General features: G+C 67.4%; 13 protein-coding genes and 4 tRNA genes. 3 read left to right on the plus strand and 14 right to left on the minus strand.

The window, feature by feature from the left end:
* Nucleotide 1: 1 nt before the first annotated feature.
* From IEV96_RS04480 to IEV96_RS04520, 9 genes are all read right to left on the minus strand, one after another.
* Entirely contained in the window at nucleotides 2-760 is a 759-nt protein-coding gene (locus IEV96_RS04480; RefSeq protein ID WP_188509479.1) for a YebC/PmpR family DNA-binding transcriptional regulator, read from the minus strand.
* 44 nt (nucleotides 761-804) lie between these two features.
* Nucleotides 805-1,407 (minus strand): hypothetical protein, encoded by a 603-nt coding sequence (locus tag IEV96_RS04485; protein WP_188509480.1) that lies wholly within the window; start codon nucleotides 1,405-1,407, stop codon nucleotides 805-807.
* 20 nt (nucleotides 1,408-1,427) lie between these two features.
* Nucleotides 1,428-2,030 (minus strand): pyridoxal 5'-phosphate synthase glutaminase subunit PdxT, encoded by a 603-nt coding sequence (gene pdxT / locus IEV96_RS04490; protein WP_188511125.1) that lies wholly within the window; start codon nucleotides 2,028-2,030, stop codon nucleotides 1,428-1,430.
* Nucleotides 2,031-2,036: 6 nt separating this feature from the next.
* On the minus strand, nucleotides 2,037-2,939 hold the full coding sequence (gene pdxS / locus IEV96_RS04495; RefSeq protein WP_188509481.1) for a pyridoxal 5'-phosphate synthase lyase subunit PdxS: 903 nt from the start codon (nucleotides 2,937-2,939) through the stop codon (nucleotides 2,037-2,039).
* 40 nt (nucleotides 2,940-2,979) lie between these two features.
* Nucleotides 2,980-3,537, minus strand: a complete 558-nt coding sequence (locus tag IEV96_RS04500; protein ID WP_188509482.1) for an HIT family protein — start codon at nucleotides 3,535-3,537, stop codon at nucleotides 2,980-2,982.
* On the minus strand, nucleotides 3,537-5,516 hold the full coding sequence (gene thrS / locus IEV96_RS04505) for a threonine--tRNA ligase (protein ID WP_188509483.1): 1,980 nt from the start codon (nucleotides 5,514-5,516) through the stop codon (nucleotides 3,537-3,539). The genes IEV96_RS04500 and thrS overlap by 1 nt, the downstream gene beginning before the upstream one ends.
* A gap of 467 nt (nucleotides 5,517-5,983) precedes the next feature.
* Nucleotides 5,984-6,055, minus strand: a tRNA-Val gene (locus tag IEV96_RS04510).
* A gap of 25 nt (nucleotides 6,056-6,080) precedes the next feature.
* Nucleotides 6,081-6,151: transfer RNA gene (locus IEV96_RS04515), tRNA-Cys, on the minus strand.
* Between the two features lie 41 nt (nucleotides 6,152-6,192).
* A tRNA-Gly gene (locus IEV96_RS04520) sits at nucleotides 6,193-6,264 on the minus strand.
* A gap of 268 nt (nucleotides 6,265-6,532) precedes the next feature.
* Between IEV96_RS04520 and IEV96_RS04525 the strand changes: the two genes are divergently transcribed.
* Together IEV96_RS04525 and IEV96_RS04530 are read left to right on the plus strand one after the other, a co-directional pair.
* Nucleotides 6,533-6,605 (plus strand) — tRNA-Val (locus IEV96_RS04525).
* A gap of 71 nt (nucleotides 6,606-6,676) precedes the next feature.
* Nucleotides 6,677-7,480: an EI24 domain-containing protein gene (locus IEV96_RS04530; RefSeq protein ID WP_188509484.1), complete on the plus strand. Its 804-nt coding sequence runs from the start codon at nucleotides 6,677-6,679 to the stop codon at nucleotides 7,478-7,480.
* On the opposite strand, the gene IEV96_RS04535 is transcribed toward IEV96_RS04530, so the two are convergent.
* The 5 genes from IEV96_RS04535 to zapE form a co-directional block, all read right to left on the minus strand.
* Entirely contained in the window at nucleotides 7,464-8,243 is a 780-nt protein-coding gene (locus IEV96_RS04535; RefSeq protein WP_188509485.1) for an amino acid ABC transporter ATP-binding protein, read from the minus strand. The two genes, IEV96_RS04530 and IEV96_RS04535, sit on opposite strands and share 17 nt — an antisense overlap.
* A complete protein-coding gene (locus tag IEV96_RS04540; RefSeq protein ID WP_188509486.1) occupies nucleotides 8,230-8,898 on the minus strand; it encodes an amino acid ABC transporter permease in 669 nt (222 codons plus the stop codon). The genes IEV96_RS04535 and IEV96_RS04540 overlap by 14 nt, the downstream gene beginning before the upstream one ends.
* Nucleotides 8,895-9,713 (minus strand): amino acid ABC transporter substrate-binding protein, encoded by an 819-nt coding sequence (locus IEV96_RS04545; RefSeq protein ID WP_188509487.1) that lies wholly within the window; start codon nucleotides 9,711-9,713, stop codon nucleotides 8,895-8,897. Before IEV96_RS04545 ends, IEV96_RS04540 begins: the two co-directional genes overlap by 4 nt.
* Before the next feature lie 148 nt (nucleotides 9,714-9,861).
* Nucleotides 9,862-11,127, minus strand: coding sequence for an ammonium transporter (locus IEV96_RS04550; protein WP_188509488.1), 1,266 nt, complete (start codon nucleotides 11,125-11,127; stop codon nucleotides 9,862-9,864).
* 197 nt (nucleotides 11,128-11,324) lie between these two features.
* Entirely contained in the window at nucleotides 11,325-12,344 is a 1,020-nt protein-coding gene (gene zapE, locus IEV96_RS04555; RefSeq protein ID WP_188509489.1) for a cell division protein ZapE, read from the minus strand.
* Between the two features lie 130 nt (nucleotides 12,345-12,474).
* Here zapE and IEV96_RS04560 point away from each other — a divergent pair, with 130 nt between their 5' ends.
* Nucleotides 12,475-13,377, plus strand: a complete 903-nt coding sequence (locus IEV96_RS04560; protein WP_188509490.1) for a sulfurtransferase — start codon at nucleotides 12,475-12,477, stop codon at nucleotides 13,375-13,377.
* Nucleotides 13,378-13,379 lie beyond the last annotated feature (2 nt).

Consider the following 13,379-nt stretch of genomic DNA (forward strand, 5'->3'; position numbering starts at 1 on the left):
TCTAGTCTTCGTCCAGCTGGGCCTGGACCTCGGGAGTGATCTCGAAGTTGGCGAAGATGTTCTGCACGTCGTCGGAATCCTCGAGCGCGTCGATGAGTCGGAAGATCTTGCGGGCGGTCTCGGCGTCGACCTCGATGGTGAGGTTGGGCACGAACTCGAGCTCCGAGGAGTCGTAGTCGATGCCGGCGTCTTGAAGGGCCTTGCGCGAGGAGACGAGGTGCGACGGGTCGGTGATGACCTCGAAGCCGCCGCCGTGGTTCTTCACTTCTTCGGCGCCGGCGTCGAGCACGGCCTCGAGGATGTCGTCTTCGCTGACACCGTCGGTCGCGGCGATCGAGATGACGCCCTTGCGGTTGAAGTTGTAGGCGACGCTGCCCGGGTCGGCGAGGGCTGCACCGTTGCGCGTCATGATGGCGCGCACGTCGGCGGCCGCGCGGTTCTTGTTGTCGGTGAGACACTCGATGAGCATCGCGACGCCGTTGGCTCCGTAGCCTTCGTAGATGATGGTCGTGTACTCGACCGACTCGCCGCTGAGTCCGGCACCACGCTTGACGGCGCGGTCGATGTTGTCGTTGGGTACCGAGGTCTTCTTGGCCTTCTGGATGGCGTCGACCAGGGTCGGGTTACCCGAGAGGTCTGCACCGCCCATCTTGGCTGCGACTTCGATGTTCTTGATGAGTTTGGCGAACGACTTTGCACGGCGCGAATCGGTGATCGCCTTCTTGTGCTTGGTGGTTGCCCATTTGGAGTGGCCTGACATGCTGAATATTCTAGCCAACCGGCGCGGGCGGGGCCGCCATATCCTCAGGTGAGCCGAACTCCCGACGACTTGAGTTCGAGCGCCGCGAGCGACCGCATCACGGCCTCGTCGCCCCGTCGCCACGCGGCCATCGGATCGGCGTCGATGGCGCCTAGCGTCGTGAGGCGCTGCGTCGTGAGCGCCCGCAGCGCGAGCAGGTCGAGACCGGCACCGGCCGACACGAGGCGCCGTGCCGTGGCCGCCCGGCGAGCGAACCGCAGGCGCGGCACCAGCCAGAGCACGAGGATCGCGAGCACGGGGAGCACCGCGATGCCCAGACCGAGTCCCAGGGCGAGGTTCTGCACCGCCACCTGCTGGCTGGCGCCGGCCGCCTCGAGCGTCGCACCCGCGACGCTCGCGTTGTCGAACGGGCCGCGGATGCCGCCGCCGATGAGGGGCACTCCCCCGAGGTTCTCGCCCACGTCAGTCATCGTCTCGCGGAAGCCGGCACCCGCCTGCTCCATCTGCACGCCGAAATCGGTCAGCCCGATCACGAGCGAGTGCACGAACACCCCGAGCCAGATCCACGCCGCCATAAAGGCGATTGCGAGCACGTCGACGGTGATCTGGCGGGAACGCTGGGCGGCAAAGTCTGAGTAGAACTTCATACGCCCACTGTCGCACGCCGTCAGACCCGGGCGCGCACCTTCTCGACGAAGTACTCGTGGAACCGCGTCTCCCCCGTGATCTCCGGGTGGAACGAGGTGCCGAGCAGGTTGCCCTGCTCCACCGCGACGATGCGGCCGTCGTCGAGTGCCGACAACACCGTCACGCCCTCGCCGACGGTCTCGACCACCGGCGCGCGGATGAACACCGCGTGCACGGGCTCGTCGCCCAGCACCGGCACGTCGAGGTCGGTCTCGAAGGAGTCGAGCTGCGACCCGAAGGCGTTGCGCCGCACCACGACGTCGAACCCGCCGATGGTCTGCTGTCCGTCGATCGCGTCGCGCACGGTGTCGGCAAGCATGATCAGTCCCGCGCAGGTCCCGTAGACGGGCAGACCGGATGCCACGGCCGCCTTGAGCGGTCCGGCAAGACCGAACAGGCGGCTGAGCTTGTCCATCACGGTCGACTCGCCGCCCGGAATGACGAGCCCCGCCACCCGCTCCAGGTCTTCGGGGCGGCGCACGGAGACGGCCTCGACCCCGAGTTCCCCGAACATCGCCAGGTGTTCGCGGAAATCGCCCTGCAGGGCCAGAACGCCTATCGGCCGGTCAGTCGTCACGCTCAGCGTTGCCTACCAGCCGCGCTCTGCGAGGCGGTGCGGGGCCGCGAGGTCGGACACGTTGATGCCGACCATCGCCTCGCCGAGTCCGCGCGACGCGTCGGCGATCACGGCGGCGTCGTCGAAGAACGTCGTCGCGCGCACGATGGCGGCGGCACGCTTGGCCGGGTCGCCCGACTTGAAGATGCCCGAGCCGACGAACACGCCGTCGGCGCCGAGCTGCATCATCAGGGCGGCGTCGGCCGGGGTCGCGACTCCGCCGGCGGTGAACAGCACCACGGGGAGCTTTCCGGTGCGGGCGATCTCGAGCACGAGGTCGTAGGGCGCCTGCAGTTCTTTTGCCGCGACGTAGAGCTCGTCGTGCGTCTTGGCCGAGAGGGCCGCGATCTCGCCCTTGATGGTGCGGATGTGCTTGGTGGCCTCCGAGACGTCGCCGGTTCCGGCCTCGCCCTTCGAGCGGATCATGGCGGCACCCTCGGTGATGCGGCGCAGCGCTTCGCCCAGGTTGGTGGCGCCGCAGACGAACGGCACGTCGAACTTCCACTTGTCGATGTGGTTGACGTAGTCGGCGGGGCTGAGCACCTCGGACTCGTCGATGTAGTCGACCTTGAGCGCCTCGAGCACCTGGGCCTCGACGAAGTGGCCGATGCGGGCCTTGGCCATCACGGGGATGGAAACGGCGGAGATGATGCCGTCGATGAGGTCGGGGTCGCTCATGCGGGCGACGCCGCCCTGCGAACGGATGTCGGCGGGGACGCGCTCGAGGGCCATGACGGCGACGGCGCCGGCGTCTTCGGCGATCTTCGCCTGCTCGGCGTTGACGACGTCCATGATGACGCCGCCCTTCAGCATTTCGGCGAGTCCGCGCTTGACGCGGCTGGTGCCCTGCTGGTCTGTCGTTTCGCTAGTGCTCATGGTCCCTAATTCTACTGGTGCTGTGGAGGGGTGGTGCGGCTCACGCGGGCCACGCCGCGGCGACCTCGGCACGCACGTCGCCGAGGAGACGGGGCAGCGCCTTGGTACCGGCGATGATCGGGAAGAAGTTCGAGTCGTGCGCCCAGCGGGGAACGACGTGCTGGTGCAGGTGGTCGGCGATGCCCGCGCCGGCCAGCTGGCCCTGGTTCATGCCGATGTTGAAACCGTTCGCGCCCGAGGTGGCGGTGAGCACGCGCATCGCCTTCTGGGTGAGGCTCGCGATCTCGGCGACCTCGGCGTCGGTCGCCTCGTCGTAGGTCGACACGTGCCGGTACGGGCACACGAGCAGGTGGCCGCTGTTGTACGGGAACAGGTTGAGCAGCACGAAGGCGTGCTCGCCGCGCGCCACGATGAGCGCCTGCTCGTCGCTCAGCGTCGGAGCGACGCAGAACGGGCACGAGTCCTTCGCCGGCTGCTGTCCGCTCTCGATGTAGGCGATGCGGTGGGGCGTCCACAGCCGCTGGAAGGCGTCCGGGACCGCGGCGAAACCGTCGACCGACTCGACGTTGTCGTACTCGGTTCCGTCGTAGTCTTTCATCAGACCTGCGCCTTCGTGCGGATCGACTCGAGGATGCGTTCGACGGCCTCGTCCACGGGGATGCCGTTCTCCTGGTGTCCGTCGCGGAAGCGGAAGCTGACGGCGTTGTTCGCGCGGTCGTCTTCGCCGGCGATGAGCTGGAACGGGATCTTCTGCAGCGTGGCGTTGCGGATCTTCTTGGGCATGCGGTCGCTCGACGAGTCGAGTTCGACGCGGACGCCGTGCGACTTGAGCTTCGCGAGGACCTCCCACAGGTAGTCCTCGTACTGCTCGGCCACGGGGATGCCGATGACCTGCACGGGCGACAGCCAGACGGGGAACGCGCCCGCGTAGTGCTCGAGCAGGATGGCGAAGAAGCGCTCGATCGAACCGAGCAGGGCACGGTGGATCATCACCGGCTGCTGCCGGTTGCCGTCGGAGGCCGTGTACTCGAGGTCGAACAGTTCGGGCTGGTTGAAGTCGAGCTGCACGGTCGAGAGCTGCCACGTGCGGCCGATCGCGTCGCGCGCTTGCACCGAGATCTTGGGGCCGTAGAACGCGGCACCGCCCGGGTCGGCGACGAGTTCGAGACCGGAGGCCTCGGCCACCTCGCGCAGGGTGTCCGTCGCAATCTCCCACTGATCGTCGGTGCCGACCGACTTCGCGGGGTCGCGGGTGGACAGCTCGAGGTAGAAGTCGGTGAGCCCGTAGCCGCGCAGGGTCTCGAAGACGAACTCGAGCTGGCTCGCGACCTCCTCCTTGACCTGGTCCTGCGTCACGTAGATGTGGGCGTCGTCCTGGGTGAGACCGCGTACGCGCGTGAGTCCCTGCAGGGTGCCGCTCTTCTCGTAGCGGTACACGGTGCCGAACTCGGCGAGGCGGAGCGGCAGCTCGCGGTAGCTGCGACCGCGTGCCTTGAAGATCAGGTTGTGCATCGGGCAGTTCATGGGCTTCAGGTAGTAGTCCTGGCCCTGACGCGTGACGTTGCCCTCGGCGTCGACCTCCTCGTCGAGGTGCATGGGCGGGAACATGCCCTCGCGGTACCAGTTGAGGTGCTGGCTGGTCTCGAACAGGTGGCCCTTGGTGATGTGCGGGGTGTTGACGAGGTCGTAGCCGTTCGCGAGCAGACGCTCGCGCATGTAGTTCTCGATCTCGGCGCGGATGATGCCGCCCTTGGGGTGGAAGACCGCGAGCCCCGAGCCGATCTCCTCGGGGAAGGAGAAGAGGTCGAGCTCCTGGCCGAGCTTGCGGTGGTCGCGCTTGGCGGCCTCCTCGAGTCGCGACTGGTATGCGCGCAGTTCGTCCTTCGTCGGCCACGCCGTGCCGTAGATGCGCTGCAGCTGCTTGTTCTTCTCCGAGCCGCGCCAGTAGGCGGCGGCGGTGCGCTGCAGCGACCAGCCGTTGCCGATGAGGCGGGTGGAGGGCAGGTGCGGGCCGCGGCACAGGTCGCTCCAGTAGACCTCGCCGGTCTTCGCGTCGACGTTGTCGTAGATCGTGAGCTCGGCACCGCCGACCTCGACGCTCTCGTTGTCGGCGCCCAGCTCGATGGCCTCGGCCGCACCGTCGGCACCGCCCTTGAGGCCGATGAGCTCGAGCTTGTACGGCTCGTCCGCGAGCTCTGCGCGAGCCGCGTCATCCGTCACGACCCGGCGCTGGAAACGCTGGCCCTGCTTGATGATGCGCTCCATGGCCTTGTCGATGGCCTTCACGTCTTCGGGCGTGAACGGCGTCTCGACGTCGAAGTCGTAGTAGAAACCGTCGGTCACGGGCGGGCCGATGCCGAGCTTCGCCTCGGGGTTGATCGACTGTACCGCCTGCGCCATCACGTGCGCGGCGGAGTGGCGCAGGATGTTCAGGCCGTCGGGGCTCGAGATCTCGACAGGCTCGACCGTGTCGGACTCGCTGACGGTGCTCGCCAGATCCCTCAACTCGCCATTGACGCGCATGGCAACGATGCTGCGCTCGGTGAACAGGTCGAATCCGGTTTTCTGGTCAGTCATTCTGACAACTTTAGTGCCGCCCGATGCCCCCTTCCGCCCGCCCTGCCCGTCTCGCAACTCAGGCAGAAAAAGCGGGCCGGATGCCCGGGGTGCGGAAACCCGCGGCCCTCGCGTCGCAGGCGCCGCGGCATCCGAAAATCTGCCTGAGTTGCGAGAAGGAGCGACGCTCTGTGTTCGTGCTTCAGGACGATTCACCGGCCGGGCCGTCACACCCGTGCATCTGCGGGGGCGGCTCCGCGGTCGCGGGCGATCGGTCCGGAATCGTGAACACCCGCCTCCGCAACTCAGGCGGAAAAAGCGGGGCGGATGCCCGGGGTGCGGAAACCCGCGGCCCTCGCGTCCCGGGCGCCGCGGCATCCGAGAATCTGCCTGAGTTGCGAGAGGGAGCGACCGCCAGACGGCCGGGCTAAACCGACGGTCGAGTTAAGCAGAAAAGGCCCCGAACTCGTCGGGGCCAATTCTTCGTGTGAGCGATACTGGGATCGAACCAGCGACCTCTTCCGTGTCAGGGAAGCGCGCTACCGCTGCGCCAATCGCTCATGCTTTATTCGGTTATATCTTACGAGGTGAAGACGGGATTCGAACCCGTGTAGACGGCTTTGCAGGCCGCTGCCTAGCCTCTCGGCCACTCCACCAGAGGCGGGAAAGCCTCCGGCGGACCGACTGCTCCCACTCGAGCGGATGACGAGATTCGAACTCGCGACCCCAACCTTGGCAAGGTTGTGCGCTACCACTGCGCCACATCCGCATTTGCGCGCATTTCTGCGTGCTTTGAAACTATAACCAATAGATTCTCGTCGCGCGAATCCACGACACGCGTACCGGCTCAGATTACGCGGGCGAGCGCGGAGTTTCCAGCGAACTCGAGGCGAATATCTGCCGAATAAAAGTTTGAGCGCGTTCAATCCCGTGATTTCCGGGCGGATATGCAAGGCGATACGGGGGTGTTGGCGTGCGCGCGAGGGGCGTCGAAAACCCGATATGATCGTTGTCGCTGGTCGTCAAGACCGGCACGAGGGCGATTGGCGCAGTTGGTAGCGCGCTTCGTTCACACCGAAGAGGTCATCGGTTCGAGTCCGGTATCGCCCACCCTCGCTGAAGGCCCGAGATCGTTCCGATCCCGGGCCTTTGTGGTTCCCTCCCTCACCTACGATGAGCGCATGCCCTCGACGACCTCGCCTCGCCCCCGGTTCATCTCCCGCTATCTCGGCGGGGTGCGGCTGCTCGGTTCGGGCCTCAGGATGTGGCTTACCGACCCGCGCATCATGCTGATGGGCGCTATCCCCGCGCTGATCGTCACGGCGGTCTACCTGGCCGGCATCGTCGCCCTCGCGAGCAACATCGACGGGCTGGCGGCCTGGGCCACCCCCTTCGCCGACGACTGGGACGAGACCGGGCGCACCGTCGTGCGCGCGGTCGCCTCGCTCGCGATGCTCGCGGCCGCCCTGCTCGTTTTCGTGTACACCTTCGCGGCAATCACCCTCGCCGTCGGGAGCCCGTTCTACGAGAAGATCTCGCGCAAGGTCGAGGAGCGACTCGGCGGCATCGACTCCCCCGTCGAGGTGCCCTTCTGGCGCGGCGCCGGGCGCGGGCTGGTCGACGCCGTGCGCGTGCTCGCGACCACCCTCGTGATCGCGGTCGTGCTGCTGGTGCTCGGCTTCATCCCGGTGATCGGGCAGACGGTCGTGCCGGTACTCGGCGCGACCGCCGGCGGGTGGCTGCTGGCGCTCGAACTCACCGGCTTCTCGTTCGAAGCGCGTGGCCTCGACGGCTCGGCTAAGCGCCGCGCTCTCGGCGTCGACCGGGCGCGGACGCTCGGCTTCGGTATGGCCACCTACCTCGTATTCTTCATCCCGTTCGCCGCCGTCGTCATCATGCCCGCCGCGGTCGCCGGCGGCACGATGCTCGCGCGTTCCGCAACCGGGACCGCGACCGGCACGCGCGAGGTCAGCCCAGCGGGTTGAGCAGGCGGTGCAGGAACTGCTTCGTGCGTTCCTGCGTCGGCTCGACGAGGATCTGCGACGGCGCCCCGCGTTCCACCACGACGCCGCCGTCCATAAACACGACCTCGGTCGCCACCTGGCGGGCGAAGGCCAGTTCGTGGGTGACGACGACCATGGTCCAGCCCTCGTCGGCGAGCTCCTTGATGACCGCGAGCACGTCGCCGACCAGTTCGGGGTCGAGCGAGGAGGTCGGTTCGTCGAACAGCAGCAGGTCGGGCTTCAACGCGAGCGCGCGCACGATGCCGACGCGCTGCTGCTGCCCGCCCGACAGCTCGAACGGGTAGCTGTCGCGCCTGTCGAGCAGCCCCACGCGGTCGAGCAGCCGCTCGGCGTCGGCCTTCGCCACCGCGACCGCGACCTTCTGCACCTGCACGGGTCCCTCGATTATGTTCTCGATCACCGTCTTGTGCGGGAACAGGTTGTAGTGCTGGAACACCATGGCCGACCGGTCGCGGAGCGCGAGCAGGTCGCGCTTCGACACGGGCTGGGTGAAGTCGACACTGAGGCCGCTGGCGAAGGCGACCGTGCCGCCGTCCGGCACGGCGAGGGCGTTCAGGCTGCGCAATACCGTGGTTTTGCCCGAGCCCGACGGTCCGATGAGCGCGACGACCTCGCCGCGGCGCACCTCGAAGTCGATGCCCCGCAGCACCTCGTTGTCACCGAACGACTTGCGGAGGCCGTGCACGGCGACGAGCGGCGGGCCGGTCGGATCAGTGGGCGACATAGCGGTCCAATCTCTTCTCGAGCACGTTCTGGCCGCTCGACAGCACGAGGCAGATGAGCCAGTAGACGAGCGCCGCCTCGAGGTAGAGCAGCATGAACTCGTTGCTGAAGGTGGCGATCTGCTGGGCGCGTCGGAACAGCTCGGTCACCAGGATGAGCGAGGCGAGCGAGGTGTCCTTGACGAGGCTGATGAACGTGTTCGACAGGGGCGGCACCGAAACACGCGCCGCCTGCGGCAGGATGATCCGGCGCAGCGTCTGCGCGCGCGACATACCGATCATGTGACCGGCCTCCCACTGGCCGACCGGAACGCTCAGGATCGCGGCGCGGATGACCTCGGCCGCGTAACCGCCGACGTTGAGGGCGAACGCGATGATCGCGCTCGGCCAGGGGTCGATCAGCAGCCCGAGCGAAGGGAGCCCGTAGAAGATCACGAAGAGCTGCACCAGCAGCGGCGTGCCCCTGATGATCGAGATGTACACGCGCGCGGCCCCCGACACCACCCGCACCCGCGACAGGCGGGCGAGGGCGACGCCGAGGGCGATCGCCAGTCCGAGCACGAAGCTGGTCAGCGCCAGCGGGATCGTGCCGGTGAGCGCACCGGACACGATCGGCCCGAGCGACGTCCAGAGCAGCTCCCACTGGGATTCGGTCACTCGGTGACGTCTTCCCCGAAGTACTTCTCCGAGATCTCGGCGAGCGTACCGTCGGCGCGGAGTTCGACGAGCGCGTCGTTGACGGCCTCGATGAGCGCCGATTCGCCCTTCTTGACGACGAAGGCGTTGCGGGAGGGATCGTCGGTCTCGGCAGCGATCTTCAGTCCAGCTGCTCCGGCCGCATCCGTCTCCTTGTAATCGAGGAAGGTCAGCTTGTCGTTGATCGTCGCGTCGACGCGGCCCTGTTCGAGCAGCGCGACGGCCTGCGCCCACCCCTCGACCGATTCGACGTTGGCGCCGTTGGCAACCGCGAGTTCGTACCAGTTGCTCGACAGCGACTGCGCCGTCGTCTTGCCGCTGAGGCTCTCGAGCGAGTCGATGCCCGACGTGTCCTTGCCGACGATCACGACGCCGGGGCTCACGGTGTAAGGCTCGGAGAGTTCGTACTTCTCTTCGCGCTCGTCGGTGATCGAGACCTGGTTGGCGATGATGTCGAATCGTCCGGCATCGAGGCCGGCAAAGATGGCGTCCCACTGGGTCTCCTGGAACTCGGGCTCGACGCCGAGCTTCTCGGCGACCGCGGTGGCGATCTCGACGTCGAAGCCGGTGAGGTCGCCGGACTCGTCGTGGAAGGTGAACGGGCGGTAGGTGCCCTCGGTTCCGATCGTCAGCGTGCCCGAGTCCTGCACGTCGCTGAGGCTCGTGTCCGCACCCGCGTCGCCCTCGGCGTCCGGGGTCGCGGCCGACTGGCAGCCCGTGAGGGCGATGGCCGTGGCTGCGACGATGCCCACGAGGGCGAGACGGGAGTTCTTCATAATGGATCCTTTGCTGGGCGGGTGCTACCGACACGATACGAGCGGATGCGCCCCGCCGCGAATTCGTGTCGCAGTATTGCGCGCGAAAGGGGTGCCGCTCCGAAGAACGGCACCCCTGCCGAGTGCTGTGTCGGGTGAGACCCGCTAGTTAGCGGGCATCGGCGAGAACGTAGCCCTCTTCACCGTGTACAACGGTGTCGATGCCGGCGATCTCGTCTTCGTTCTTGACGCGGAAGCCCATCGTCTTCTCGATGACGAACCCGATGAGGAACGCGAGCACGAACGAGTAGACCAGCACGGAGAGGGCCGCGATGAGCTGCACGATCAGCTGCGTGAACTCGCCGCTGTAGATGAGGCCGGTGCCGTTGGCGAAGATGCCGAGGTACAGGGTTCCGATGAGCCCACCGACGAGGTGGATGCCCACGACGTCGAGCGAGTCGTCGAATCCGAACTTGAACTTCAGGTCGATCGCGAGGGCGCAGACGGCGCCGGCGACGAGCCCGAGCACGATCGCCCAGAACGGGGTGAGCGAGCCACAGGCCGGCGTGATGGCGACGAGACCGGCGACGGCACCCGACGCGGCACCCACGGAGGTGGGCTTGCCGTCCTTGAGCTTCTCGACGAGCAGCCAGGCCAGCAGAGCGGCGGCGGGGGCGGCGATCGTGTTGACGAACGCGAGGGCCGCGGTACCGTCGGCCGCGAGCTCGGAGCCGGCGTTGAAGCCGAACCAGCCGAACCAGAGGAGACCGGCGCCGAGGAGCACGAACGGCGGGTTGTGAGGAACGCTGACACCCTTTGCGAAGCCGACGCGCTTGCCCAGAACCAGTGCCAGGGCGAGAGCTGCCGCACCGGCGTTGATGTGCACGGCGGTTCCGCCGGCGAAGTCGATCGCGCCGACGCCGAAGACGTCCTGCAGGCCGTGGGTCAGCCATCCCCCGTAGGCGAAGCTGCCGTCTTCGGCGAGGCCGAAGTTGAAGACCCAGCTCGCGACCGGGAAGTAGACGACCGTGGCCCAGATGCCGGCGAAGACCATCCACGCGCCGAACTTGGCACGGTCGGCGATCGCGCCGGAGACGAGCGCGACGGTGATGATCGCGAAGGTCGCCTGGAAGGCGGCGAAGGCGAGCGGCGGGTAGGCCGCGTCTTCGGGCGTCTCGAGGAGGTTGGCGAGACCGAGCGCGCCGGTGTCGATGGTCCAGGGGGCGAGGGTGCCCTCGGCTCCCGGGAACGCGATGGCGTAGCCGTAGAGAACCCAGAGAACGCCGATGAGTCCCAGTGCGCCGAAGCTCATCATCATCATGCTGATCACGCTCTTGGCCTTGACGAGTCCTCCGTAGAAGAACGCGAGACCAGGGGTCATCAGCAGCACGAGGGCCGCGCAGATGAGAATGAAGGCGGTGTTGCCTTGATCCATTGTTTTACCTCTCTTACGTTTGCAAAGGATGCACCGAAAGACAAACCTTTTCGCGAGAGCGCACGGGTTCCTCGGGTACGCACACAGTTTGTCGCCGCCAAGTTTCAGGGGCTGTGTGGGCGTGTTTCCGTTGTGTTACGCGAGAACGCCGCGTGTAAACATCGTGTTTCCCGGCGGCGGGAATTCACCGTGGGTTGCTAGAGGCCTTCGCCCGAGGTGAGTGCGATCAGGCGCGATACCGCGCGCAGGTACTTCTTGCGGTAGCCGCCCGCGAGCATGTCGTCGGGGAAGACCCGGTCGAGCGCGACGCCGCTCGACAGCACGGGCACCTGCGCGTCGTACAGGCGGTCGACGAACGCCACGAAGCGCAACGCATCGGTCTGGCTGGTGAGCACGTGCACGTCGGTGAGGGCGACGGCGTCGAGACCGTCGAGCAGTTTGACATAGCGCGACGGGTGCACCTTCGCGAGGTGGGCGAGCACGTCGTCGAAGCGGTCGACGGTGAGTGCGCCGCTGAACCGGGCCACCGCGGCCTCGAGTTCGTCGTGCCCGAGCGTCAGCGCGTGGCCCTCGATGTCGCGGCGGCGGTAGTCGAGGCCGTCGATGCGGATGGTCGTGAACTGGGCGGAGAGGGCGTCGATCTCGCGCAGGAAGTCCTGCGCCGCGAACCTGCCCTCGCCGAGCGCGTTGGGCGGAGTGTTCGAGGTGGCCGCGATGCGGGTGCCGGATGCCGCGAGCTCGCCGAGCAGGCGCGACATGATCCGCGTGTCCCCCGGGTCGTCGAGCTCGAACTCGTCGATGCAGATGAGGGAGGCTCCCGTGAGCACCTTCACGGCGCCCGCATACCCGAGGGCGCCGACGAGGGCGGTGTACTCGATGAAGGTGCCGAAGTACTTACGGCCGGGGGCGGCGCGCCAGAGCGATGCGAGCAGGTGGGTCTTGCCGACGCCGAAACCGCCGTCGAGGTACAGGCCGGGCAGCGTCTCCTTGTTTCTCCGCCGCGAGAACAGACCGCCGGGACGCCAGGCGGCGATGAACGACTGCACGGCGGAGACGGCCTCGGTCTGCGAGGGGTAGTCCAGGTCGGGACGGTAGCTGTCGATGGTCGCGGTATCGAACTGGCGCGGGGGCACGAGGTGGTCCACCATCTGCTCGCCCGTGAGGGTGGGGAGCCGGTCGGCGAGATGATCGTGGGTGCGGGGCGCGTCGCTAGTCATGGTCACCAATGCGTCTCGAAGTTGCAGGCTCCCAGCGTGCGGCACACCTATTGCGTATCGTCGTTGCGTGGGGTTTCGGCTTTCAGCCTAGACCGCCGCCGCAGGACACCCGCACTAACAGGAGGCACCCATGACCGTCGAGGTCGACACACACCCGAAGTTCGCCGAGTACGCCCACCCGGAGCGACTGGTCAGCACCGAATGGGCGGCAGCGCACCTCGACACCCCCGGCGTCGTTTTTGTGGAGAGCGACGAAGACGTCCTGCTCTACGAGACCGGCCACCTCCCGGGCGCCGTCAAGATCGACTGGCACACCGACCTCAACGACCCGGTCGAGCGCGACTACATCGACGGTGCCGCCTTCGCCGAGCTGCTCGGCTCGAAGGGCATCACCCGCGACACCACGGTGGTCGTCTACGGCGACAAGAACAACTGGTGGGCCGCGTACGCCCTCTGGGTCTTCACCCTGTTCGGCCACGCCGATGTGCGTCTGCTCGACGGCGGCCGCGCGAAGTGGGAGGCCGAGGGGCGCGAGTACACGACGGCCCGCGAGTCGGCCGAGCGGGTCGACTACCCCGTCGTGGAGCGTGACGACCGTGTCATCCGCGCCTTCAAAGACGACGTCCTCGCCCACTTCGGCAACCCGCTCATCGACGTGCGCTCGCCGGAGGAGTTCAGCGGCGCGCGCACGACGGCCCCGGCCTACCCGGAGGAGGGCGCACTGCGCGCCGGCCACATCCCCAGCGCGCAGAACGTGCCGTGGGGCAAGGCCGCGGCCGACGACGGCACCTTCCGGCCGCTCGACGAGCTCTCCGCGATCTACCGCGACGGCGCGGGGCTGGCCGACGGCGACAGCGTGATCGCCTACTGCCGCATCGGCGAACGTTCGAGCCACACCTGGTTCGTGCTCACCCACCTGCTCGGCTTCGAGGGCGTGCGCAACTACGACGGCTCGTGGACCGAGTGGGGCAGCGCGGTGCGCGTGCCCATCGCCACCGGCACCGAACCGGGCACGGCCCCGGCGGCGAGGTAGAG

The organism is Conyzicola nivalis, assembly GCF_014639655.1.
Taxonomy (GTDB): Bacteria; Actinomycetota; Actinomycetes; order Actinomycetales; family Microbacteriaceae; genus Conyzicola; species Conyzicola nivalis.

Bases quoted from the DNA above. Each gene is read 5' to 3' on its own strand.
- zapE (WP_188509489.1), bottom strand. From the start codon at position 12,344: ATGACTAGCGACGCGCCCCGCACCCACGATCATCTCGCCGACCGGCTC.
- IEV96_RS04485 (WP_188509480.1), bottom strand. From the start codon at position 1,407: ATGAAGTTCTACTCAGACTTTGCCGCCCAGCGTTCCCGCCAGATCACC.
- pdxS (WP_188509481.1), bottom strand. From the start codon at position 2,939: ATGAGCACTAGCGAAACGACAGACCAGCAGGGCACCAGCCGCGTCAAG.
- IEV96_RS04545 (WP_188509487.1), bottom strand. From the start codon at position 9,713: ATGAAGAACTCCCGTCTCGCCCTCGTGGGCATCGTCGCAGCCACGGCC.
- IEV96_RS04530 (WP_188509484.1), top strand. From the start codon at position 6,677: ATGCCCTCGACGACCTCGCCTCGCCCCCGGTTCATCTCCCGCTATCTC.
- IEV96_RS04480 (WP_188509479.1), bottom strand. From the start codon at position 760: ATGTCAGGCCACTCCAAATGGGCAACCACCAAGCACAAGAAGGCGATC.
- IEV96_RS04500 (WP_188509482.1), bottom strand. From the start codon at position 3,537: ATGAAAGACTACGACGGAACCGAGTACGACAACGTCGAGTCGGTCGAC.
- IEV96_RS04560 (WP_188509490.1), top strand. From the start codon at position 12,475: ATGACCGTCGAGGTCGACACACACCCGAAGTTCGCCGAGTACGCCCAC.
- IEV96_RS04535 (WP_188509485.1), bottom strand. From the start codon at position 8,243: ATGTCGCCCACTGATCCGACCGGCCCGCCGCTCGTCGCCGTGCACGGC.
- thrS (WP_188509483.1), bottom strand. From the start codon at position 5,516: ATGACTGACCAGAAAACCGGATTCGACCTGTTCACCGAGCGCAGCATC.
- IEV96_RS04550 (WP_188509488.1), bottom strand. From the start codon at position 11,127: ATGGATCAAGGCAACACCGCCTTCATTCTCATCTGCGCGGCCCTCGTG.